Annotated in this window: 20 protein-coding genes; 10 read left to right on the top strand and 10 right to left on the bottom strand. The window is 71.8% G+C overall.

All coding sequences use genetic code 11. The annotated features are described in order from the left end of the window. Window position 1: 1 nt before the first annotated feature. Window positions 2-1,090: a zinc-dependent alcohol dehydrogenase gene (locus ACLQ28_RS30580; RefSeq protein WP_425689732.1), complete on the bottom strand. Its 1,089-nt coding sequence runs from the start codon at window positions 1,088-1,090 to the stop codon at window positions 2-4. Continuing rightward, the gene (locus ACLQ28_RS30585; RefSeq protein ID WP_425689733.1) at window positions 1,083-2,093 is read right to left on the bottom strand and encodes a Gfo/Idh/MocA family protein; all 1,011 of its coding nucleotides are present in this window, start codon (window positions 2,091-2,093) and stop codon (window positions 1,083-1,085) included. The genes ACLQ28_RS30580 and ACLQ28_RS30585 overlap by 8 nt, the downstream gene beginning before the upstream one ends. Before the next feature lie 226 nt (window positions 2,094-2,319). On the opposite strand from ACLQ28_RS30585, the gene ACLQ28_RS30590 reads away from it, so the two are divergent. From ACLQ28_RS30590 to ctaD, 5 genes are all read left to right on the top strand, one after another. Then, window positions 2,320-3,303, top strand: a complete 984-nt coding sequence (locus ACLQ28_RS30590) for a glucosyl-3-phosphoglycerate synthase (protein WP_425689750.1) — start codon at window positions 2,320-2,322, stop codon at window positions 3,301-3,303. Between the two features lie 133 nt (window positions 3,304-3,436). Continuing rightward, window positions 3,437-4,594: a glycosyltransferase gene (locus ACLQ28_RS30595; RefSeq protein WP_425689734.1), complete on the top strand. Its 1,158-nt coding sequence runs from the start codon at window positions 3,437-3,439 to the stop codon at window positions 4,592-4,594. Window positions 4,595-4,688: 94 nt separating this feature from the next. After that, a complete protein-coding gene (locus ACLQ28_RS30600) occupies window positions 4,689-5,147 on the top strand; it encodes a DUF4383 domain-containing protein (RefSeq protein ID WP_425689735.1) in 459 nt (152 codons plus the stop codon). Between the two features lie 110 nt (window positions 5,148-5,257). Next, window positions 5,258-5,986 carry an STAS domain-containing protein gene (locus tag ACLQ28_RS30605; RefSeq protein ID WP_425689736.1) on the top strand — a complete coding sequence of 243 codons (729 nt, stop codon included), beginning with the start codon at window positions 5,258-5,260 and terminating at the stop codon, window positions 5,984-5,986. A 124-nt stretch (window positions 5,987-6,110) separates the two neighbouring features. After that, window positions 6,111-8,102 carry a cytochrome c oxidase subunit I gene (gene ctaD, locus ACLQ28_RS30610; RefSeq protein WP_425689737.1) on the top strand — a complete coding sequence of 664 codons (1,992 nt, stop codon included), beginning with the start codon at window positions 6,111-6,113 and terminating at the stop codon, window positions 8,100-8,102. Window positions 8,103-8,245: 143 nt separating this feature from the next. Here the strand turns inward: ctaD and ACLQ28_RS30615 are convergent, their stop codons facing one another. Then, a complete protein-coding gene (locus tag ACLQ28_RS30615) occupies window positions 8,246-9,388 on the bottom strand; it encodes a SigB/SigF/SigG family RNA polymerase sigma factor (RefSeq protein ID WP_425689738.1) in 1,143 nt (380 codons plus the stop codon). A 223-nt stretch (window positions 9,389-9,611) separates the two neighbouring features. Next, complete coding sequence (locus ACLQ28_RS30620) at window positions 9,612-11,054, bottom strand: hypothetical protein (RefSeq protein WP_425689739.1); 1,443 nt, start codon at window positions 11,052-11,054, stop codon at window positions 9,612-9,614. Between the two features lie 145 nt (window positions 11,055-11,199). Here ACLQ28_RS30620 and ACLQ28_RS30625 point away from each other — a divergent pair, with 145 nt between their 5' ends. After that, window positions 11,200-11,430: a CDGSH iron-sulfur domain-containing protein gene (locus tag ACLQ28_RS30625; protein WP_363718649.1), complete on the top strand. Its 231-nt coding sequence runs from the start codon at window positions 11,200-11,202 to the stop codon at window positions 11,428-11,430. Between the two features lie 193 nt (window positions 11,431-11,623). Here ACLQ28_RS30625 and ACLQ28_RS30630 read toward each other — a convergent pair whose 3' ends face one another. Genes ACLQ28_RS30630 through ACLQ28_RS30640 form a run of 3 tightly spaced genes read right to left on the bottom strand, consistent with a single transcriptional unit; the run spans window position 11,624 to window position 15,648 of the window. Continuing rightward, window positions 11,624-12,727 (bottom strand): iron-containing redox enzyme family protein, encoded by a 1,104-nt coding sequence (locus ACLQ28_RS30630; protein ID WP_425689740.1) that lies wholly within the window; start codon window positions 12,725-12,727, stop codon window positions 11,624-11,626. Between the two features lie 49 nt (window positions 12,728-12,776). Beyond that, complete coding sequence (locus tag ACLQ28_RS30635; RefSeq protein ID WP_425689741.1) at window positions 12,777-14,531, bottom strand: thiamine pyrophosphate-binding protein; 1,755 nt, start codon at window positions 14,529-14,531, stop codon at window positions 12,777-12,779. Further along, window positions 14,524-15,648, bottom strand: coding sequence for a Vms1/Ankzf1 family peptidyl-tRNA hydrolase (locus tag ACLQ28_RS30640; protein WP_425689742.1), 1,125 nt, complete (start codon window positions 15,646-15,648; stop codon window positions 14,524-14,526). Before ACLQ28_RS30640 ends, ACLQ28_RS30635 begins: the two co-directional genes overlap by 8 nt. A gap of 142 nt (window positions 15,649-15,790) precedes the next feature. Here ACLQ28_RS30640 and ACLQ28_RS30645 point away from each other — a divergent pair, with 142 nt between their 5' ends. Further along, complete coding sequence (locus ACLQ28_RS30645) at window positions 15,791-16,339, top strand: hypothetical protein (protein ID WP_425689743.1); 549 nt, start codon at window positions 15,791-15,793, stop codon at window positions 16,337-16,339. Window positions 16,340-16,378: 39 nt separating this feature from the next. On the opposite strand, the gene ACLQ28_RS30650 is transcribed toward ACLQ28_RS30645, so the two are convergent. Beyond that, window positions 16,379-16,717, bottom strand: a complete 339-nt coding sequence (locus tag ACLQ28_RS30650) for a DUF3817 domain-containing protein (RefSeq protein WP_425689751.1) — start codon at window positions 16,715-16,717, stop codon at window positions 16,379-16,381. 153 nt (window positions 16,718-16,870) lie between these two features. On the opposite strand from ACLQ28_RS30650, the gene ACLQ28_RS30655 reads away from it, so the two are divergent. From ACLQ28_RS30655 to ACLQ28_RS30665, 3 genes are all read left to right on the top strand, one after another. Then, a complete protein-coding gene (locus tag ACLQ28_RS30655) occupies window positions 16,871-18,349 on the top strand; it encodes a glutamate--cysteine ligase (protein ID WP_425689744.1) in 1,479 nt (492 codons plus the stop codon). Window positions 18,350-18,516: 167 nt separating this feature from the next. Continuing rightward, window positions 18,517-19,536 carry a S66 peptidase family protein gene (locus tag ACLQ28_RS30660; RefSeq protein WP_425689745.1) on the top strand — a complete coding sequence of 340 codons (1,020 nt, stop codon included), beginning with the start codon at window positions 18,517-18,519 and terminating at the stop codon, window positions 19,534-19,536. Window positions 19,537-19,629: 93 nt separating this feature from the next. After that, window positions 19,630-21,441, top strand: coding sequence for a hypothetical protein (locus tag ACLQ28_RS30665; RefSeq protein WP_425689746.1), 1,812 nt, complete (start codon window positions 19,630-19,632; stop codon window positions 21,439-21,441). A gap of 43 nt (window positions 21,442-21,484) precedes the next feature. On the opposite strand, the gene ACLQ28_RS30670 is transcribed toward ACLQ28_RS30665, so the two are convergent. Then, complete coding sequence (locus ACLQ28_RS30670) at window positions 21,485-21,871, bottom strand: DUF2267 domain-containing protein (protein ID WP_184186666.1); 387 nt, start codon at window positions 21,869-21,871, stop codon at window positions 21,485-21,487. Between the two features lie 225 nt (window positions 21,872-22,096). Further along, window positions 22,097-22,651: a GNAT family N-acetyltransferase gene (locus ACLQ28_RS30675; RefSeq protein ID WP_425689747.1), complete on the bottom strand. Its 555-nt coding sequence runs from the start codon at window positions 22,649-22,651 to the stop codon at window positions 22,097-22,099. Window positions 22,652-22,869: the final 218 nt, after the last annotated feature.

Raw genomic sequence — 22,869 nt, forward strand, 5'->3', positions numbered from 1 at the left:
GTCAGGCGGACAGCACCACCTGTTGCTCCTGGCGGCGACGGTCGGCCAGGTCGGTGAGCAGGGTGGGTGCCTCGTCGAACGGCACGACCGCCGAGACGAGGTGCTTGCGGATCACGTCCCCGTACGCCCGGAGCAGGTCGATGGTTTCGGCGGAGAGCCGCTCGCGGTCCCAGGTGGGGGCGAGCCCGCGCGGGACCCGACCGATCTGCGCGCAGCGCAGCGACAGCCCGTTGTGGTGGAACTCCTCACCGAGCCGGACCGCCTCCGCGCCGCCCTGATAGAAGGCGAGGTCGATGACGGTGCCCTGGGGCCGCAGCAGCCGCAGGGCGAGCTGCAACGCCCACGCCTGCCCTCGGCACTGGAACACCACGTCGGCGCCCCGGTCACCGGCGGTGTGCGCCCAGCGGGTCTTGAGCACGACCGCCGGATCGTCCGCGTCCGGGTCGAGGGTTTCCAGGCCGAGCGCCTCGGCGACGTGGCGGCGTTGCGGGGTGGGGTCGAGCACCACGACCGAGGCAGCGCCGTTGCGCCGGGCGAACAGCGCTGTCAGCAGCGCCACCACACCGGCGCCGACCACGGCGACCCGTCGGCCGCGTACCCCGTCGCCGAGCGCGCGGACGTCGGCGCCGTGCAGGTCGGCGGCGGCGTGCAGCAGACCGTTGGCGCAGATCGGGCCCATGTGCGCGACGTAGACGCCGAGCAGCGGGTCCAGGTCGTCGGGCAGCGCCACGAACCGCTCGGCGACCGGGTCGGCCAGCCAGCCGGTGCGGTGCCCGTACGTCATCGCACCGACCGTGCCCACCGCGACGGCTGGGGTGTCGCTCTCCACCACCCGGCCGACCTGCATGTAACCGAGCCGGGTCACCGGGTACGGCGTGCTCGCCGCGCCCGGCTGGAACAGCCCCAGCTCGGCGTTCCAGGTGACGTTCAGGTAGGGGTTGGTGCCCTTGACGTAGCTCAGTTCGGTGCCGGCGGAGACGCCGCTGAACAGCGTCTGGACCCGGAACGTGCCGGGGCGCAGCGGCGCGGCGTCCTGCTCTACCAGCTCGACCCGGCCGGGGCCGGTGACGACCACGACCTTGTCACGCATCGACGGTCACCCCCGTGCTGAGCACCGCCGGCCCGGTCGTGGTGGCGAGACGCACGGTCGCGCCGCTGCGGGCCGAGTCGGCCACCGCGAGGGCCAGCCGTTGGGTGGCCAGCGCCTCGGCGTACGGGACGCGTACGTCGTCGCCGATGCCGCGTACGGCGTCGATGAAGGCGCGGTCCACCGCCACCCGGGCGGCTTCCGGGTCGGCGGGGACGTGTCGTTCACCGTCGGCGTCCCGGATCGACAGGCCGTCCTCGGTGAGAGCGAGGGCCAGCCCGTCGGCGAGGATCTCCAGGCCGGCGCGATGCTTCCACCCCAGCACGCAGGCGGCGCTGAGCGTGCCGACCGCGCCGTTGGCGAAGCGCAGCGCGGCGGTGGTCACCGAGTCGATGTCGGCGCCGTCGACCGGCGGCGGGGTGCCGTTTCCGTACGCGGTGACCTCGGTGACCTCGCCGGCCAGCACGCGGATCAGGTCCAGCACGTGGGCGGCCTGCTCGACCACCGGGCCGCCGGAGCGGTCCCGCCGCGACCACCACGCCACCGGGGGGACCTTGTCCAGCCAGGCGCCGCTGACCATCCGCACCGGGCGGTCGGCGAGCAGTTCGCGGGCCTCGTCGAGCACGCTCAGGTAGCGCCAGTGGTGGCCGACGGCGGTGCGCAGGCCACTGCGCGTGACCAGGTCGGCGATCCGCTCGGCGGTGCCCAGGTCGACCGCGACGGGTTTCTCCACGAACATCGGCACGCCGGCGTCGATCACCGCCTCCTCGGCTGGGCCGTGCGCGAACGGCGGCACGCAGACGTACACCGCGTCCGGTCCGGTGGCCAGCAGCTCGGCGACGTCGGCGCAGGCGCGCGCGCCGTGTTGTACGGCCAGCGTGGACGCCACCTCCGGCGCGACGTCGGTGACCCCGACGAGTTCGACGTCGTCGAACTCGGTCAGCACCCGCGCGTGACGTTGTGCCACTCCGCCGGCTCCGACCAGACCCACCCGGCATGCACGCATCCGACACCCCTCCTACGACGTTTCATATGCGATGGGAGCAGTCCCCTGGGGTGTGCGCAATCAAACGTTCACCCCCCGGGAACGCAGCGATGTCACCTCCGTGATCAAGCTGTTGCCAAGGAAGCGGTTAGCGCGTGATGAGGAGTGGGAACAACCAATTTCGGTTTTTCCACGCACGAACGGAGGGGTGCCCGTGCGGGATACGACACCGAGCGTGTCACCGGTCGTGGAGGCCTGGGCCACGTACCGGACGACGTCGGCGGCGGACTGGCCGGCACGTCGGCTGCTGCGCGCCAAAGGAGCGACCCGGGTCAGTGTGGTGCTGCCGGCACGCAACGAGGAGGCCACCGTCGGCGCGATCGTGTCGACCATCCGGGAGCACCTGATGGATCGGGTCGCCCTGGTCGACGAGCTGATCGTGGTGGATTCACGCTCGACCGACCGCACCGCGCAGGTGGCCCGCGCCGCTGGTGCGGAGGTGGTCAGCCAGGACGCGATGACCCGGGGGCTGCCCCAGCTCACCGGCAAGGGTGACGCTCTCTGGGCTGGTCTGGCCGCCGCCGAGGGAGACGTGGTGGCGTTCATCGATGCCGACCTGCGGGAGTTCCGGCCGCACTTCGTGAGCGGGCTGCTCGGCCCGCTGCTGACCGATCCGTCGGTCGATTTCGTGAAGGGCTTCTACCACCGGCCCCTGGTGGGCACCGCGAACGTGGAGCAGGACGGCGGGGGCCGGGTGACCGAGCTGATGGCCCGACCGCTGCTCAACCTCTTCTGGCCCGAGCTGGCCGGCTTCGTGCAGCCGCTCGCCGGCGAGTACGCGGGCCGCCGGGACGTGCTGGCCCAGGTGCCGTTCGTCTCCGGGTACGGGGTGGAGACGGCGATGATGATCGACCTGCTCGACCTGGTCGGCCTGGACGCGATGGCGCAGGTCGACCTCGGTGAGCGCAAGCACCGGCACCAGGACACGGCGGCTCTCGGCCGGATGTCCGCACAGATCATGTTGACCGCCTGGTCCCGGTTGCAGCGGCGCGGGTGGGCGACCCCCGGGCTGGCACCGGAGGCGTTGCTGACCCAGTTCCGTCGCGGTGGCTCGGACACGTTGCCGAACCTCGACCGCGAGATCGTGGTCAGCGACGTGTCCATCGAGGAACGCCCGCCGCTGGCCGAGCTGCGCCACCGGGTGCCCCGCCGGCGGGTGGCCGCCGCGTGAGCGCGAGGAGTGAGCCGGGGTTGCGAGCCCCGCAGTCGCGAACCGGAGGCACCGTGAGCGCGAGGAGTGAGCCGATCTTGCGAGCCCCGCAGTCGCGACCCGGAGATACAGCCGGCCGGAAGGGACGGGCGGAATGAGCCTGACCGTACTGATGAACGCCGGCCCGTGGCTGTCGGTGCCCCCGCCCGGCTACGGCGGCATCGAGAACGTGATCGCCACGCTGGTGCCGGAGCTGCGGCGTCTCGGCGTTCGGGTGGTGCTCGCCTCGGTGGGCAGCAGCACCCTGCCGGTGGACGAGCAGGTGTCGGTCTTCCCCGACGGGCAGTTCGCCGCCTTGCAGCGGCCGTACAACCAGGTCTGCGGGATCGCCCAGGCGCACCTGGCCGGGGTGGTCCGTGAGCTGCACTCCCGCGACGACATCGACCTGGTGCACGACCACGTGGAGGCGGTCGGGCTGGCCACTCTCGCCGCGATGGGACCGGCCGGCCCGCCGACCCTGCACACCCTGCACTGGGACCTGGCCAAGCACCCGGCGCTCTACGGCGCTCTGGACGGCGGCGACCGGGTTCGGGTCAACGGCGTCTCCGCGTCGCAGTTGGCCCGGGCACCACTGGCGTTGCGGGAGCACTCGGTGGGGCACGTGCACCTGTCCACTCCCCTCGCCGTGGACGCCGACCGGCGACCCCGACCGGCCAAGGGCGAGCACGTGCTCATCCTGGGTCGGATCAACCCGGGCAAGGGGCAGGACGTGGGCGCCCGTCTCGCCCATCGCGTCGGTTTCCCGCTGGTGCTGGCGGGGCCGGTCGGCCCGTACCATCGGCCGGCCGATCTGGCCGCGGCCGGCGACGAGGCCCGGCAGAACCCGGACGTGCGGTTCTTCCTCGACGAGGTGGCGCCGCACGTCGATGGTGAGCTGGTCCGCTGGGTCGGCACCGTGGCCGGTCAGGAGCGCGACGATCTGCTTGCCACCGCCCGCGCGTCGCTGTTCCCGCTGCGTTGGGAGGAGCCGGGCGGTACGGCGGTCGTCGAGTCCCTCGCCCTGGGAACGCCGGTGGTGGCCACCGCCCGGGGCTGCCTGCCGGAGCTGATCGAGCACGGCGGCACCGGGCTGCTCACCACCGACGAGGAGGAGCTGGGCGATCTCGTACTCTCCGCCGAGTTGCTCGACCCCGACGAGTGCCGGCAGGTGGCCGCGCAGCGGTTCACTCCCGCGGTGATGGCCCAGCGGTACGTCGAGCTGTACGAGCGGGTCCGCCAGGGGGCCAGCGCGCCGCGGCTGCTCCCGGCCTGACCGTCGGCGCGCCCGGACCGTCGGCGGCGGTTTGTCGGCGGCGGTGGCGGGTAGCCCGCAGCGCTCATGCCCGCCGCCCAGCGAGGAGCCGGTGATGGTCGGACCGATGGCGCATTCCCGGGCCCGCCCCAACCCGGCCGACGGCAAGCCGCCGGTGCGCCGTGCGGCGGCATCGGTGGGCGTGCTGTTTCTGCTGGTCGGCCTGCTCGGTTTCGTGCCGGGGATCACCACCGGGATGGACGCCCTCCGCTTCGCCGGCCACGGCTCGGGCGCGTACCTGTTCGGCGTCTTCCAGGTGTCGGTGCTGCACAATCTGGTGCACCTGGCGTTCGGGGTGGCGGGTCTGGTGCTGGCGCGGACGGTCACCGGCGCTCGGACGTTCCTGATCGGCGGCGGCGCCATCTACCTGGTGTTGTGGCTTTACGGGCTGGCGGTGGACCACGACACCGGGGCGAACGTCCTGCCCGTCAACGACGCCGACGGCTGGCTGCACCTGGGCCTCGGTGCCGGCATGATCGCGCTGGGGGTCCTCACCGGGCGACCCCGTCCGTGACCTGCCGGATGCGGGCCGTGACCTGCCTCGCCTCGCCTTCGGTCCGGTTTGGCGTCGCGTGGCCTCGGGTAGTTGGCAGGTCCCGACCCAGCAGCGAATCGAGGCGCCACATGTCCAGCCGGATCACCTGCGACGTGCGCGCCACGGCACCGGTGGCCCTCGTCCGGCTCAGCGGCGCACTGGATCTGGGCACCATGCGGTCGGTGCACCAGACGCTCAGCGACGCGCTCGTCGATCAGCCGGAGGCGCTGGTGATCGACATGGCCGAGGTGAACGTCAAGGACCCGCTGGCGCTGTCCGTCTTCGCCGCGACCGCCCGCCGCGCCGAGGAGTGGGCCGTGCCGGTGGTGCTCTGCTCCCCGTCGCCGATCGCCGCGCGCTGGCTGACCCAGACGACCACGTGCCGGGTGGTCCCGGTGTCCAGCAACTGCGCGGAGGCGACCCGGGTGGCCGGTGCGACGGCCACGTTGCGGATGCGGGCCCGACTGGAGCCGGTGGCCGAGGCCTGCCGGCGTGCTCGTGAGTTGGTCACCGACGCGTGCACCCGGTGGAACCTGCCTGACACGTCCGGCCCGGCCGCGCTGGTGCTCAGCGAGTTGGTGGGCAACGTGGTCCGGCACGCCGGAACGCCGATGCAGGTGACTGTCACCCTGCGCCGGCCCTATTTGCACCTGGCGGTGGTGGACGGCAGCAGCGCCCAGGCCCGCCCGGGCGGCGGGACGGACCTGCACGCCGAGGGTGGCCGGGGATTGCTGTTGGTCCGGGAGTTGGCTCAGCGGTGGGGCAGCGTGCCGGCCGGTCAGGGTAAAGCCGTCTGGGCGATGCTGCCGGTGACCTGAGCGTTCGAGGTGCTTGCACCGGTACCGGCGATCTGACCGAAATTTCCGCTCTGGCCTGGTTACATGGTGAGAGGGTCGGGTAGGCACGCCCGTCCTTTCTGCCGTCACGACGGGGTGAGCAACCATGCCCAAGCGGGTAACCACGGAACCCGGTCGAGATCGGGGCCCAGCGATCCTGGCACCGGCCCGCTTCGGGGGCTTCCCGGGAGCGGTACGAGCACCGGTCCCCGGCAGCTCCTTGATCAAGTTTCTCGCGACCACCGACCACAAACAGATCGGCCTGCTGTACCTGCTGACGTCCTTCGGGTTCTTCCTGCTGGCCGGGCTACAGGCGATGCTGATGCGCGCCGAACTGGCCCGCCCGGGGATGCAGTTCCTCTCCTCCGAGCAGTACAACCAGCTCTTCACCTCGCACGGCGCGGTGATGCTGCTGCTGTTCGCCACGCCCGCGGCGTTCGGGTTCGCCAACTTCATCGTGCCGATCCAGATCGGCGCACCGGACGTGTCGTTCCCCCGCCTCAACGCGCTCGCCTACTGGCTGTACCTGTTCGGCGGGCTGATGGTGGTCGGCGGGTTCCTCGCCCCGGGGGGCTCGGCGGACTTCGGGTGGACCGCGTACAACCCGCTCAGCAGCGTCGAGAACAGCCCCGGCGTGGGCCCGAACATGTGGGTGGTCGGTCTGGTCGTCTCCGGGCTCGGCACCATCCTCGGCGCGGTCAACCTGATCACCACGATCCTCACCCTGCGCGCGCCCGGCATGACCATGTTCCGGATGCCGATCTTCACCTGGAACATGCTGTTCACCAGCGTGCTGGTGATCCTCGTCTTCCCGCTGCTGGCCGCCGCGCTGTTGGCGCTGTCCGCCGACCGGTTGCTCAACGCGCACGTGTACGACGCGGCCACCGGCGGCCCGATGCTGTGGCAGCACCTGTTCTGGTTCTTCGGCCACCCCGAGGTGTACATCATCGCGTTGCCGTTCTTCGGCATCATCACCGAGATCATCCCGGTCTTCTCCCGCAAGCCGCTCTTCGGCTACACCGGGATCGTGCTGGCCACCATCGCGATCACCGTGCTGTCCATGACGGTCTGGGCGCACCACATGTTCGCCACCGGCCAGGTGCTGCTGCCGTTCTTCAGCATCCTCAGCTACCTGATCGCGGTGCCCACCGGCGTGAAGTTCTTCAACTGGATCGGCACCATGTGGAAGGGGCAGCTCACCTTCGAGACGCCGATGCTGTTCGCCATCGGCTTCCTGGTCACCTTCCTGCTCGGCGGCCTCACCGGGGTGCTGCTGGCCAGCCCGCCGGTCGACTGGCACACCCACGACAGCTACTTCGTGGTGGCACATTTCCACTACGTGGTGTTCGGCACCGTGGTCTTCGCGCTCTTCGGCGGCTACTACTTCTGGTGGCCCAAGATGACCGGGCGCCTGCTCGACGAGCGGCTCGGCAAGGCGCACTTCTGGACCATGTTCATCGGCTTCCACGGCACCTTCCTGGTGCACCACTGGCTGGGCGCCGAGGGCATGCCCCGTCGGTACGCCGACTACCTGCCCTCCGACGGGTTCACCACGCTCAACACCATCTCCAGCATCTTCGCCTTCATCCTCGGTCTGTCCACGCTGTTCTTCATCTACAACGCCTGGAAGTCCTGGCGTTACGGCGCGATGGTGACGGTGGACGACCCGTGGGGCTTCGGCAACTCGCTGGAGTGGGCCACCAGCTGCCCGCCGCCGCTGCGCAACTTCGACCGGATGCCCCGGATCCGGTCCGAACGCCCCGCGTTCGACCTGAAGTACGGCCCGCTCGTCGCCGATCTGGGCCGGGACCTGCCGCAGCGCACCACCAAGCCGCCGCAGCACTTCGCCGAGGAGTTGCGAATGGAGCACCACGCACCGGAGTCACCGGCCGCCGAGGGCGCGCACGGCGCCCGGGACGCGACCGACTACCAGCCGGCACCGCGCTCCGGTGCCCGGCCGGTGGATGTGCCGGAGCCCGAGGGCGTCCGCCGGCCGAGCTTCGAGCAGAGCGACGCGCCCAAGGACGCCGAGGACGCGCCGAAGCCGCACGAACGCTGGCGTCACCCGCACAGCGACGGCAACCCCGAGGACCACTGACCGGTGTACGCCGCGAGGGCCGACACCCGGTGGGTGTCGGCCCTCGTCGCGTAGGCCTTCCTGATCGTGTCGTTGCGTGCGACGTGCCTGGCTCGGTCTCGGGCGGCGGCCGACTCCGAGCGGGGAGCCAGGCCGGGGGCGGCTCAGTCCCGGACGGGAGCCAGGCCGGCGGCGGTGAGTGAGCGGCGTACCGCGGGTTGGACCCGGGTCAGCCGCAGCGGCACCCCGGTCCGCTCTGCCGCCTCGTGCCCGGCCATCAGCGCGGCGATCCCACCGGCGTCGAACCCACCCGCGCCGACCAGGTCGACGACCACCTCGCTGGGCTGACCGGTGACCGCCTCCAGCATGGCCCGGCGTAGCTGGTCCGCGCCGTCGCGGTCGATCTCGCCGCCGACCTCGACCAACACGCGGTCGCCGTTCTGTTTCACCGAGATCCGGGTCTTGCCCGGGTCGGGTTCGGCGGCACCGTTCTGCCACGGCGGCGGCGCGTCGGCGAGCATCGCCTGCCGCAGCCAGGTGAGCGCCCGCGACAGCAGCCGGGACACGTGCATCTGCGAGATGCCGAACCGGGCGGCGATCTCCGCCTGGGTCTGGTTGCCGTAGAAGCGCATTGCCAGGATTCGCCGCTCGCGCCAGGGCAACCGGTGCAGCAGACCGCTCACCGTGACCCGGTCGTCGACCGATTCCAACGCGTTGTCCGACTCGCCGACGAGGTCACCGAACTCCGCGGAGCTCTCCCCGCCCACCGGGGCGTTGAGCGAGGCCGGGCTGTAGCCGGCCGCCGACTCCAACGCGGCGAGGATCTCCTCCTGCGGCGTCTCCAGTCGGGCCGACAACTCGGCCACGGACGGGGCGCGGGACAGTTCACTGGTCAGTGCGGCGGTGGCCTGCCCCACTTCGAGGATCAGGTCACGCAGCCGGCGGGGCACGTGTACGCCCCAGGTGCGGTCCCGGAAATGTCGTTTGATCTCCCCCACGATGGTGATCGCGGCGTACGCGGTGAACGAGCCCCGTTCCGGGTCATACCGGTCGACGGCGTTGACCAGCCCCAGCCGGGCGACCTGCTCCAGGTCCTCCAGTGGCTCACCACGTCCCCGGTACCGGCGGGCCAGGCGGCCGGCGAACGGCAGCGCGAAGCGCACCAGGTCGTCCCGGGCCTCCCCCCGCCGCTCCGGCGGAAGTCCGGCGATTCGGGCCGCGTACGCCAGTGCCGCCGCGTCGAGATCCTCCAGACCTCGATCGGTGGGTGGTGGTGTGGTCGTGCTCGTGCTCGTCTGTCCGAACATCCGCGCCTCCCTCAGGAAGGTCCCCCGCCCGGATCGGGAAACCGGTCGTGCGCGTGGTCGAGCCACGCACCGGGCCGGAAAAGTGGGTCAGTGACTGGGATGCCAGCGGGCGACACCGCCTCTACGCAGCGCAATACGGCCGTCGCAGCCAGCGATTTTCCCGCTCCGTAGGTACTCAATCACGGGACCCCGGGTTCGCGAGGAAGTTTCGGCGTGCTCCGCCTCAGGAGACCAGTAACCCCTGGTGGCCGCCGCTGTCGCGGAGCACGGCCAGCGCCTCGGCGACCCCCAGTGGGGGCGGCGCGGGCAGGTCGTACGGCTGGGCACGCAGGACCTCGGTGGCCCGGCGGGTGGGCACCGAGGTGACCGGGTAGCCACGGGCGGTGGTCCGGTCCAACGCCCGACGGCGCCGTCCGAACCCGGCCACGGCCAGCCACTGCGGCAGCCCGGCCAGGGCAGGTGAGCGCAACCCGGGCGGTTCGGGCAGCACGTCCACCGAGCTGAACGCCTCGCTGCCGGCAAGCCACCACTCGGCCTCGTCGACACTGCGCCGGGTGGCGTTCTCGCACCAGTACGGCACCAGCCCCGCCCGCAGCACCTGCCACGGGTCGAGCAGCCGGCCGCACTCCACCACCAGCCGGTCACCGGTCTTGCCGGCAACGCGCAGCCACCGTCGGTACAGGTCGGCCACACCCGCGCTCAGCGCCGCCGGCCGGGGCACCAGCACCCGGTGCAGTGGGTGCTCGTGCCGTGCGGACCAGTCCCGCACGGCCAACTCGAAGCCCGAGTCGACGCCGTACTCGGCGTAACCCGACGGCACGGACATCTCCGGTGGTTCCCACCGGGCGGCGTCGCCGCCGACGGAGCGCAGCACCTGTCGCAGCGCGTGGCTGTCCGGGTGGAAGTCGACCGGGTCGAGCCCGCTGGCCGGGCTGCCGACCTGGAAGCTGTGCCCGGGGCTGCGCTCCAACACCGGCCAGGTGCGCGCGTCGCGAAGCAGAAGCACCGGGGCACCCGGGACCAGCCGGTCGGCCAGGAACTGCGCGTACGCGGCCGGCAGGGCCCTCCACGCGGCGGCCAGCGACACGGTCGCCCCAGTCAGCGGGCCACGGCTGGCCGGGCAGTGCACCTGGCGCAGGTGCAGGTCGGCGTTGCCGGCGAGCAGCCGGGTGGCGAGTGCCGTGCCGTGCTCCAGGGCGTCCGCCGGGCGGTCCACCGCACCGTCGGACCAGTGCACGGTCATCTCGAAGCCGGCCGGTAACCACGGCACACCGAGGGCTGCCGCAAGGTGTGCCGCCGCGCCGTGCGGTGAGCCGATCAGCACGCCGGGGTAGCGCTGGCGGGGGTACTGGTCGACGAACCAGCGGGCCACCCGTGCGGCGTCCACCTCGTCGACCTGCGCCACGGTGAGGGCGACCCGACCGGCGGCGCGGGTGACCGCGGCACGGCGTACCGGCTCCGGGGCACCTGGGAACCGTGACGTCGGCCCGGTGTGCCCGAGGTCGGCACAGTCCACCCCACGTAGCGCCCGGGCGGTGGCGGCGACCAGCACCCGGGCGGCGCTGCCCGCAGCCACGACCCGGTCGCCGGCCAGACCGGCGCCATCGGCCGTGAGCCCCTTGTGCACCTTGTGCACCGGCCCCACCTTGCCTCGTTCGCTCACCACGCGGCCCGGCTTCCCGTCCCGATGGGGTTCAAACGGGGCATCACCCACCCGGCGGTACATTCCGCTGGTCAGAGGGGTGCGCCGGTCATCACTGGCGTTCGGTCGCGCGGGTTTCGCCGAGGTCAGGTCGGGCACTTCGGGGGCCATGCGCACCGACGACACCAGCGAGCCCGCCGCCGCCACGATCACCCCGTACGAGGACGGACCGCTGCTGGTCCGCGGCGACTTCGACCTGGTCACCCCCGACGGTGAGACCATCGATGCGCGCCGGGGCACGGTGGCGCTGTGCCGGTGCGGCAAGTCGGCGCTCAAGCCGTTCTGCGATGGCACCCACAAGGCGGTCAACTTCCGCGCTGGCACCGATCGGCAGTCGTGACGCGTCGTCGCTGCGCCTCCTGACGAAGAGGCGAGGACGAGAGGCCCCCCGGCCCGCGACCTTTGCTCTGCTTCAACGGAAGCAACACTTTCAGGCCCGTACCGTTGCCTGGGTTGAAGCAGAGCAAAGGCGGCACGCAAGGGTCGGCGGGGCGCCGCGCCGAGACCCTGGCGCGGCACCACCGTCGCGGCGGTCAGACGACGACGGGCCGGGCCGGCGGGGCCACCGCGGCGGACGCGGCCACGGCGAGCGAGACGGTGGGCGGCAGGGGCGGCGGGGCGGGCGGGCGCAGCGAGCTGCGGCCGGCGGCCCAACTGTCCAGCAGGTGCGCGGCGAACAGCCGGTCCACCGCAAGCCCGGCCGCCGCGCCGAAGAGCACGTCGGGAGCGAGGATCGGTTCGACGCGGACCAGGCCGCCGCACATGTCGTGGGCGGCGATCTGCTCGTGCACCGCGTCGGCCTCGACATGCTCGTCGTAGAAGCGGGTGGCCCCCTCGTCGAAGCCGAGCCGGCGCAGCCCGTTGCCATAGCGACGGTTGGGCAGCGACGAGGTCATCTCGAACGCGGCCAGATGCCCGAGCAGCGCGCCGCGCAGCCGTCGGTGCAACCCGAACAGCGACATCAGGTTGTTCGTCGCCAGGGTCACCGCGGGCGCCGCGTCCAGGTGAGCGCCGTAGGTGGTGTCCAGGCCCAGCCGCTCCAGGGTGCGCCGGAACAGCTCGGCGTGCATCCGGTCCAGCCGGCCGTTGCCGTACTCGTCGGTCTGGATCTCCACAAGGGCGGCCTTGGCCGGGCCACCGAGGCGGGGCAGGGCCCAACTGTGCGGGTCCGCCTCGCGCAGGTGGTACACGGCGCGGTGAGTGACGAACTCGCGGAACTGGGTGAGGTCGGCGCGGCGTTGCAGCGTCGCGGCCAGCGGCGGCCCGTTGTCGGCCGCGACCAGCTCGGCCAGGCCGGCCGCCACGCCGGCGGCGGGCACCGACGGTGCGCCGACCAGCCGGCGCAGCGCCGCCTCGAACGGCCGTTCGGCGTGGGCTCGCAGCGCGAGCATCGTCGGTTGCCACTCCCACGCCTCGTCGACCCCGCACCAGCCCCGGTAGTGCAGCTCGTAGCAGAGGAACAGGGTCAGTTGGAGGTCCTCGTCCGTGATCGGGTCCGCCGGGTCGAGGTCAGTGCCGAGACCTGGCGGCAGGTCGTGCGGCGGGTGCCGCAGCGCCCCGAGCACCGCCGCGGAGATCGGGCCGCGCGGCCGCGGCAGGGTCGCGGGACCGTAGCGGCGGTCAGCGGGCTCGGACATCGGACCTCCAGCGTCGTCGGGCCGCTACTGATGCCCGGGGCCAGGGCGGCTAAACGAGATCGTCGGCGTTCGCGGTGACCTCCACCTGCTCCCGGACCTTCCGGGCGGGAGCACCGTCGGCGTACAGGCCCCGCAGGTCGGCGAACGCCGGCTCCGGCGGCGCCAGGGACACCGCCGGGTCGACAACGGCCTCCAGTACGCAGGGACGATCCGCGGCCAACGCCTCGTCCCAGGCCGCGCCGACCAGCTCCGGGCGGTCCACCCGCACACCGTGCAGGCCGAGCAGGCGGGCCCAGCCGGCGTACGGCACGTCGGGGCGGCGCTGGGCCGGGTCCGACGATGTCTCCCGCCCGCCGCCCATGCCGCTCTGATCCCGGTTGTTGAGCACCAGCACCACCAGCCGCGGGTCACGCCACTGCTGCCAGTGGTGCGACACGGTGATCAGCTCGGCGAGCCCGTTGAGCTGCATCGCCCCGTCACCGAGCAGCGCGATCACCGGTTGGTCGGGGGCGGCGAGCTTGGCGGCCACCGCGTACGGCAGCGCGCAGCCCATCGAGCCGAGGGTGCCGCACAGTTGCGCGTTCACCCCGGGTGGCAGGACGAGGTGCCGGGCGTACCAGTAGAGGACCGAACCGACGTCGACCGCGACCGCGCCGGTGCCCGGCATCCGGGCGGACAGCTCCTGGAGTACGAGCTGCGGGTTCACCGGGTCGGCGGGCGCGGCGGCCCGATCCGCGGCGACCTGACGCCACCGGTCCACCGAGCTCTCCACAGTGGCGCGCCACTGCTGCTCGGACCGGGGGCGCACCCGGGTCAGCAGCGCCCGCAGCGTCTCGGCGGCGTCACCGACAAGCGGCACGTCGGCCGGGTAGCGGGTGCCGATCCGCCGGCCGTCGATGTCGATCTGCACCGTGCGGGCCTGCTCGGGCACCGGGAAGTAGTCGGTCCACGGGTCGTTGGTGCCGACCATCAGCAGCGTGTCGCAGCCGCCCATCAGCTCGGCCGCGGCCGGGGTGCCGACCTCGCCGAGCACCCCGGTGTGAAACGGCAGCCGCTCGTCGAGCACCGGCTTGCCCAGCAACGAGGTGGCCACCCCGGCGCCGAGCCGGTCGGCCATCTCGATGATCTCGGCGGCCGCGTCCCGACCGCCCTGGCCCACCAGGATCGCGGTGCGCTGACCACCGCTGAGCAGCTGGGCGGCGGCGTCAAGATCCACCTCGTGCGGCAGCACCCGGGCCAGCGGCTCACCCGGGGTGGCCGTTATCACCCCTGCGGCGGGCGTCTGCAGGTCGGGCACCAGGGCTTCCTGCAACTGCCGGGGCAGCACGACACAGGTCGGGCTGCGGGTCGCCGCCGCCGTACGGAACGCCTGGTCCAGCAGCGCCGCCACGTCCTCGGGGCTGCGGCCATATCGGACGAACTGGTTGCAGACGTCGCCGAAGAGCCGACTCAGCCCGATCTCCTGGTGCGCGTCGCCGAGCGGCCCCGAGATGTCCTCCCCGACGATCGCCACCACCGGTTTGCTGTCCAACTTGGCGTCATAGAGGCCGTTGAGCAGTTGGACAGCGCTGGGCCCCTGGGTGGCGAGGCAGACCCCGATGCCGCCGGTGAACTTGGCGTGCCCGGTGGCCATGAACGAGGCGGTCTCCTCGTGCCGGGCCGGGATGAACGCCGGCTCGCCGCCGGTACGGTCCAGCGCGTCGACCAACGGGGCGATCGCCTCGCCCGGGTAGCCGAAGGCTCGGGGCACCCGCCAGGCCAGCAGCCGCTCCACCACCAGATCCGCCACACGGCGCTCAGCCATTGCCGCGCCCCGGCGTGCTGGGGTCGACGTAGCGCAGCACCGCGCCGACGCCGTCAGTGAGCTCGGGTGCCTCGTCCGCACCCAGCACGGTCAGTGCCGCGTCGGTGCCGACGAGTGCGCGGATGAGCGCCGCGTCGGCGCGTACCCGCTGCGGCTCGCCCACCGACATGGCGGCCAACTGCCCTGGGTCGACGGCGATCTCGGTCGCCTCCGAGCCGATCCACAACTCGCCGTCGGCCGACGGGTCGTCCACGATCAGCATGGTGTCGACCTGGTTGCGTTGCAGGGCCGAGACGACCGCGTCGAGCCCGGCGCCCACGTCCTCCTGCACGCCGAACTTGTCCAAAGCGGCGCTGATCCGCTGGTCGGCGATCTCCGCGATGGTCTGTACGGTGAGGTCGTCCAGCATCGTCTGGTCGGCGCCGCCGGCTCGTGACCCGGCGTCGGTACGAACCACCAGGTCCTGCCAGCGCTCCGGCATCTGTGCGGCGATCATCCCGGTGGCTCGGACGTCACCGGCGACCACCACCACGTCCGCGCCGACCCGGTCGGCCAGCTCCACGGTCGCCGCGGTCACGTCGCCGGCGTTGTGGTGCCACGCCTCCATGGCCGCCCGTTGGTAGCGCGACTGGGACCAACCGCCGGGTTTCGCCCGCCGCAGCGGGAACTCGTTTCGGCCGGCGACGTGCGCCCGCCGGGGCACCCCGCCGGCGCTGACCGCCATCGCGTCGGCGCCGAGACGGTCGGCCACGACCCGCACCCAGGCGACCTGTTCGCCACGCTGGGCAAGAAGCGGCATCACGTGCGGCAGTGGCCCGTACGCGGCCAGATCGCGCAGTGGCGGCGCGGACAGGTACTCGGAGAGCACCACTCGACCGTGGCTGGCGAAGACCGCGAGGCCGTAGTCCCCGACCATCGGGTCGTGACCACGGATCACCCGGTCCAGCGCGGCGACGCTCGCCTCGTCCGCTCCCTGTTCGGTGAGCCGACTCTGCAAGGCACGCCAGCGCAGGTCCAGTGCCGGTTTGGCATCCTCCGTGTCCGCGGAGGCATCCAGATACACCGAGCACCACGGCCCGGGACGGTCGTAGAGCGGGCGCAGGAAGGACAGCTGCATGCTCGACCCCTTTCCAGCTCGGCCCCCCGCTTACCCTCCTCGCCCTGGATGTCACCTCGCAGCCGTGAGCCCGTGACCAGGTTTCATTCACGTCGTTCAACCCTGGACGTCGATACGATCTGTGAACACATGCGGACTCTCGGTGGTGAAGATGGACAGCGGACTCGATACCCGACGGATCGTGCACCCGACGGAACGGATCGTCACCGGGCGCCTGGTCCGCCTGCTCGACGGCTACACCCGGGAGGTGCGCATCGGTCAGCCGGTGCTGGTGGCGGTGCTCGCCGCGGCGGCGATCGCCGGACTACCCGCCCTGCTGCTGCGCTCGTTCTTCTCGTTCGGCGGTGGCGGCGCCCGTCGACGGTGGAAGCAGCTGAAGCAGGGCCCGGAATACCTGGTCGTCCCGGTGCGCCTGCGCAACACCGCCGGCCAGCTCTGCGAGGTGGAGTTGCACGGTCACCTGCCGCAGAGCGCCCTGCATCCGGCGGACCAGGTGCAGCTCACCCTGCGTCCGCAAAGCGACCCGGAGCTGCCGCCCCGCATCGAGCGGATCGTCAACCTCACCACCGGGCAGCTGCTCACCCCGCGTACCGCGACGCTCTGGTCGCATCTCGGGCCGCCGCTGCTGTTGCAGGCGTTCCTGGGCGCACTGCTGCTGGCCGGCGTCACGGCCTGCGCCGCGCTGACCTGACCTGACCTGACCTGATCGGTCAGGCAGGCGGCCAGCGGGTCAGCCGACCGGGGCGGGCTCGCGGGCCGGTTGGCGGTCGACGCCGAGCATCCCCCGGCGACGGGCCCAGCGCTCGTACGCCAGGGTGGCGAACGGCGGCACCGCGCTGGCCAGGGCCACTGCCGTGGCCAGCAGGCTCCACCTGTGCAGCCGGGCCACGGCCAGCACCAGCAGGACGTACGCGATGAACAGGCCGCCATGGATCGGCCCAAAGATCTTCACGCCCAGTTCGTTGTCCGGCGGGCCGTACTTGACCAGCATGCCCACCAGCAGGGCCAGCCAGGAGCAGGCCTCGGCGATCGCCGCCGCGACGAACAGCCGGGTCACCTTCTCGCGCATCCCCACGCCACCACCTCTCGGGTCGCAATGTTATCGGGGCCGGTTGGCGGGGCTACCGGGGCCGGCACCTGGGTAGGAATGACCCATCGGGTTCTTCCCCGCCCGCAGATCACGTGCGAGGTTAGGGGGACCAGCGGTGACAGGGTGGTGACCATGGGCGAGGACGTCGGCGTACGAACCTTCAGCCGGGAGGATCGGGCCCGCTATCGCGACAAGGTCCGCCGCTGCCTGGATGTCTTCGCCGAGATGCTGCGCGAGTCGCGTTTCGACGCCGACCGGCCGATGATCGGTCTGGAAATCGAGCTGAACCTGGTCGACGAGGCGTCGAACCCGGCGATGCGCAACGCCGACGTGCTGGCGGCCATCGCCGATGAGAGTTTCCAGACCGAGCTGGGCCAGTTCAACGTCGAGATCAACGTGCCGCCGCGCCGGTTGACCGGCACCGGCACCGCCGACTTCGAGGAGGGCGTCCGGGCGAGCCTCAACGCCGCCGAGGTGAAGGCTCGGGCCATCGGCGCCCACATGGTCATGATCGGCATCCTGCCGACGCTGCGCCCCGAGCACCTGACCGCCGAGACGCTCTCGGCCAATCCCCGCTACCGGCTGCTCAACGAGCAGATCTTCGCCGCCCGCGGTGAGGATCTGCCGATCGCCATCAGTGGCGTCGAACGGTTGGCGGTCACCGCCGACACGATCACCCCGGAGGCGGCCTGCACCAGCACGCAGTTCCACCTGCAGGTCAGCCCGGCCCAGTTCGCCGACTACTGGAACGCCGCCCAGGCGGTCGCCGGCGTCCAGGTCGCGGTCGGCGCGAACTCGCCGCTGTTCTTCGGCCGGGAGTTGTGGCGCGAGACCCGCATCCCGCTGTTCCAGCAGGCCACCGACACCCGGTCGGAAGAAATCAAAGCCCAAGGGGTACGCCCCAGAGTCTGGTTCGGCGAACGCTGGATCACCAGCGTGTTCGACCTGTTCGAGGAGAACGTGCGTTACTTCCCGGCGCTGTTGCCGGTCTGCGACCCGGAGGATCCGACGCAGGCCCTCGCGGCTGGCGAGGTGCCCAACCTCGCCGAGCTGCGCCTGCACAACGGCACCGTCTACCGGTGGAACCGCCCGGTGTACGACGTGTCGCGCGGCCGACCGCACCTACGCGTGGAAAATCGGGTGCTGCCCGCCGGCCCGACCGTGTTGGACACCATCGCCAACGGCGCCTTCTACTTCGGGCTGGTCCGGGCCCTGGCCGAGTCGGACCGACCACTGTGGTCGCAGATGTCGTTCAGCGCCGCCGAGGAAAACTTCACCAACTGCGCCCGGCACGGCATCGACGCGCAGGTCTTCTGGCCGGGCCTGGGCTACCTGCCGGTCACCGAGTTGGTGCTGCGCCGGCTGCTGCCGATGGCGCACCACGGCTTGGACCGGTGGGGGCTCGACCCGGGCGAACGTGACCGGCTGCTCAGTGTCATCGAGCAGCGCTGTCTGACCGGCCGCAACGGCGCGAGTTGGCAGGTGGAGACGCTGCACCGGCTGGAAGCCGCCGACCACCTGGACCGGCCGGCGGCGCTGCGCGAGGTGGTCCGCCACTACGTCGACCTGATGCACAGCAACCGGCCCGCGCACGAGTGGCCGATCCCGTAAGACCAAGGCCACTCCCCCGGGTTGATCCGGGTGCGTCCCTTGTAGACCCCCATAGCCATTCACGTTTGTCGTAGGCTCAGGCACCTCGGACATCGGTTGATGACGATGAGGGGATGCCTGTGGCCAGTTCCGGAACAGACCGAAGTGCGGCGCTGTCCCGTCGGCACATGCTGCGGATGGGAGCGGCGGCTGCCGGGGGCGCGGTGCTCGTCGGTAGTGCGGAGGCCGCGTCCGCGCAGGCCGCGCCGGGTGGTGCGAAGCGTGTGCTGCGGGCACCGGCGCTGGCACCCGGGGACCGGGTTCGGGTCGTGTCGCCCGGCAGCACTCCCGACCCCACGAACATGGCCCGCGGCATCGAGATCCTGCGGAGCTGGGGCCTGGTGGTCGAGCTGGGCAGGCACGTCTTCGCCAAGTACGGCTACCTGGCCGGCACCGATGCGCAACGGCTGGCCGACCTGAACGCCGCGCTCAACGATCCGGGGATCCGTGCTGTCTTCGCCGCCCGTGGCGGCTATGGCACCCAACGGATCGTCGACCGCATCGACGTTTCCGGTCTGCGCCGGGATCCCCGGGTGGTCGTCGGCTTCAGCGACATCACCAGCATCCACGGCAAGCTCTGGCGCGAGACCGGCCTGGCCACCTTCTACGGCCCGATGGTCAACTGGAGCGACAGCCGCACCGGTCCCGAGTCGGCCGAGGCACTACGCAAGGCGGTGATGACCACCGCACCCGTGACGATCGTCAGGGACCCAGCCGAGACGGCCGCCCCCGTGCTGGTGCCAGGGCGCGCATCGGGGCCCTTGCTCGGTGGCTGCCTCACCTTGATCTCCACCTCGCTCGGTGCGGCTGACGCCCCGAAGTTCGACGACGCCATCCTGTTCTTCGAGGACGTCGACGAAGCTCCGTACAGCATCGACATGATGCTGACCGAGCTGCGCCGGGTGGGCGTGCTGTCCAGGGTTGCTGGGGTGGTCATCGGCCAGATCACCAACAGCGTCGGTGAGCCGGACGAGTGGGATGCGGCGGCGGTGCTGAAGGACCGCCTGTACGACCTTGGCGTGCCGGTCCTGGGTGGGCTCCGGCTGGGGCACGGCAACGGGCAGCTCACCATTCCGCTCGGGGCGCGGGCCACGATCGATGCCGAGGCGGGGACCCTGACGGTGGAGCCCGGAGTCCGTCCCCGCTAGGGCCTGTGTCAAAGCCCCTGGCCGCACGGCTCGACCGGCGGTGCCCCGCCCGCCTCCGGCCCCACGGCGCACCTGTCGTCGATGATGGGTGCCATGACGTCAGTGGGCGCCCAGCGGGTGCGGGATGCGAACGGCGCGACGCACAGTCCCGCGGAGCAACGACTGATCGAGTCCGTCGCCCGCGGCGAGGTGCTCGACCTGGCCGGTGACGGGCCGGTCGACGAGGAGGCGATGCGCTCCTGGGGCGACGACCACACGATCTCGGCCTCGGTCATCCGTGAGCTGGTGCGCGGCCGGCTGGTCAGCGAACCCGACCCGCACGGCCTGCGGCTGCGCGGGGCCCGGATCATCGGCCAGATCGACCTGGAGAACATCACCAGTGACCTGGCGCTGGAGTTGCGCGACTGTCTGCTGCCCGACGGCGTGAACCTTCGCAACGCCCGCCTGTCGACGGTCGCCCTGAGCGGTTGCCGCATCGAGCAGGCGCCCGGCTCAGCGGATGCGGCACTGGAGGCGACGCGCTGCACGGCCTGGGCGCTCTCGCTCGACCGGAGCACGGTGAGCGCTGACGCCGCCGCCGGCACCATTCGTCTCGCCGCCGCCCGTGTCGGCACATTGGACTGCCGCAGCGCGCGGTGGGCGAACAGCACCGGACCAGCCCTGGATGCCGACGGCCTCACCGTCGACCAGAGCGTGTTCCTGAATGACGGCTTCACCGCGACCAGCCCCAGCGTGCGCGGCACCGTCCGGTTGCTCGGCGCCCACATCGGCGGCCAGCTCAACTGCGGTGGGGCACGGTTGGAGAACACCGTCGGCCCAGCGCTCAACGCCGACAACCTCCGAGTCGACCAGGACGTGCTGCTGTCGCACGGTTTCAGCGCCACCAGCGCCAGCGAGCAGGGCACCATCCGGCTCATCAGCGCGCACATCGGGTCGCTGAGCGCGGGCGGTGCGCGGCTCACGAACACCGCCGGACCGGTCCTCGACGCGGACGGCCTCACCGTTGACCGGGACGTGGCCCTGGATCGTGGCTTCACCGCCAGCGGCGCCAGTGGGTGGGGCACCGTCGGCCTGGCCGGCGCCCACATCGGTGGGCTCCTGGCCTGCGGTGGGGCGCACCTGGAGAACACGATCGGCCCCGCCGTCGACCTGAACGGCCTTCGGGTCGACCAGGACGTGCTCCTGGATGACGGGTTAAGTGCCACCAGCGGCGGTGACGAGGCGGTGGTGCTGCTGCTGGCCGGGGCCAGGGTCGGTGGGACCCTCCGCCTCGACACCGATCGGGTGGGCCGTACGGCACCGGGCCCGGGACCGCTTGTCGAGTTGGAGGGGCTCACCTACAGCGGGCTGCCGCGACCGGCGTCACTGCGGCACTGGCTGACCCTGCTGCGCGAGCACACGCCCCGCTACAGCGCCCAGCCCTACCAGCATCTCGCCGCCGCCTACCGGGCCGCCGGCCATGACCGCGACGCCCGCACCATCCTTATCGCCCAACGCCGTGACCAGCTCCAACGCGCCGGGCTGAGCGCCGCCGAACGCGCCTGGGGTCGCCTCACCGGAATCATCCTCGGCTACGGCTACCAGCCCTGGCGGGCCCTGCTCCTGCTCCTCGCCACACTGGCCGTCGCCGTCGCGCTCAGCGTCGTCGGCGGTCACCACGGCGGCCTCGCGCAGAAGCCGCTGACCAGCGGAGCCGCCGCCGCCTGCACGAGCATCGATCAGATCGGTGTCGGCCTCGACCTCGGCGCTCCACTGCTCAAGACCGGTGCCCGGGATCGCTGCCAACCGACCGACACCGCTGCCGGTCAGACTCTCACCATTGCCGGCTGGCTCCTGCAACTGTTCGCCTGGAGCTTCGCCACCCTCTTCATCGCCGGCTTCACCAGCGCGGTCCGCAAGACCTGACCCACGCTGACCTGCTCCGCGCCGGTTGCGGCCGGGGCGGTGCTCAGCCGCGCGGGGTGGGCACGCCGAAGAGATCGATGATGCCGCCGGGAAGCTGAGCGAGCAGGTCGTGACGCTCATCGTCATTGAGCGCCTCAGCGACGGTACGCAACACCGCCTGGGCGTGTTGACGCACCTGGTCCGCGTCCGCGACCTGCTCCCGGTCGCCGACGTGCTTCAGGAACTCACCGACGTCCCACCGGCGACCCTGTGGATTACGGGTGACGGATGCGTCCAGCCGATCCGGTAGCTGTGCCGCCAGGTTGTCGGCCTCCTGTCCGGCGAGCCGTTCGCCGAGCACAGACAGGACGGCCTGTATGGACCGCACGGCCTCGTTCTCCCCGAGGCCCGCGCGCCGTCGTACCGTGGCGATCATCTGCTCGTACTCCATGACCCGCTCCTTCCGTCTCCTCGACCGGCCGTCAGGCCTGCCGGCGGACGAACGAGGCGAGTTCCCAGGCTCCCTGGCCGCAAACGGGGTCACGTGTCGACCCGGACTTTCCCGCCATCGGCGGGCGGAGCCGCACAAGCCGGCGCGAACCAGGCGCACGCCACTCGGGTTGTCAGCTGAGCAGGGCCGATGCCGCTGTTGCGCCAAGCCGGGAGTCCCTCCGCGCTAGCCTCCCGTCCCTGCATCCCAGGGGGACGGGTCGTCGCGCAACCGGCTGTAGAGGTACCCGTCGCGCCACTGACCAGCCCGAAACTCGCTGGCCCGCACGATCCCCTCAAGCTGAAAGCCGGCCTTCTCCAGCGCCCGCTGCTCGGCGATGTTCTCCGGGTGGGTGCCGGCCTGGATGCGCTGCGCCGGAGTGTGGTGGAACAGGTAGTCGCAGAGCAGCGCCTGCGCGCGCCAGCCGATGCCGCGCCCGCGCCACGGCGGCAACAGGACGATCCCGATCTCCCAGTACGACGCCCGCCCGGCGTAGCGCCCGGAGGTGTAGCTGACGAGACCGGCGGCGGCCCGCTCCTGCTCCACCTCGACGATGAGCCGCCCGTCGTTCTCGCCGAGATAGCCGTCGACAGCGAACCGCCGAGCCGGCGCCTCAGCGTCGCGGAACCCGGCCCAGTCCAGCCCGATCAGCTCCGGCTCGACGCAGAACCGGCGGAACATCGCCAGGTCGTGCTCGGCGACCGGTCGCAGCCGAACAGTGAGATCTGCTGTCACGGGCACCGATGTGCCACCACCATGCATGGCGACACGTTAGCCGGCAAACACGGGCGGCGCGGCCGGAGGTCGCGGAGCCCGGCCGTCCGACACCGGCGCGTGCCGGGCAGATCAACACAGGATCGGCGACATCGCGGTATCCCGTCCCGCTTGGGCTCAAGTGGTTGTTGCAACGGGGTGGATTCTCGTCAGGATGAGGGGTCATGCCGGGGCAGAGGTTGTCG

Origin of the sequence: Micromonospora sp. DT201, assembly GCF_049841575.1 — a bacterium.
Taxonomy (GTDB): Bacteria; Actinomycetota; Actinomycetes; order Mycobacteriales; family Micromonosporaceae; genus Micromonospora.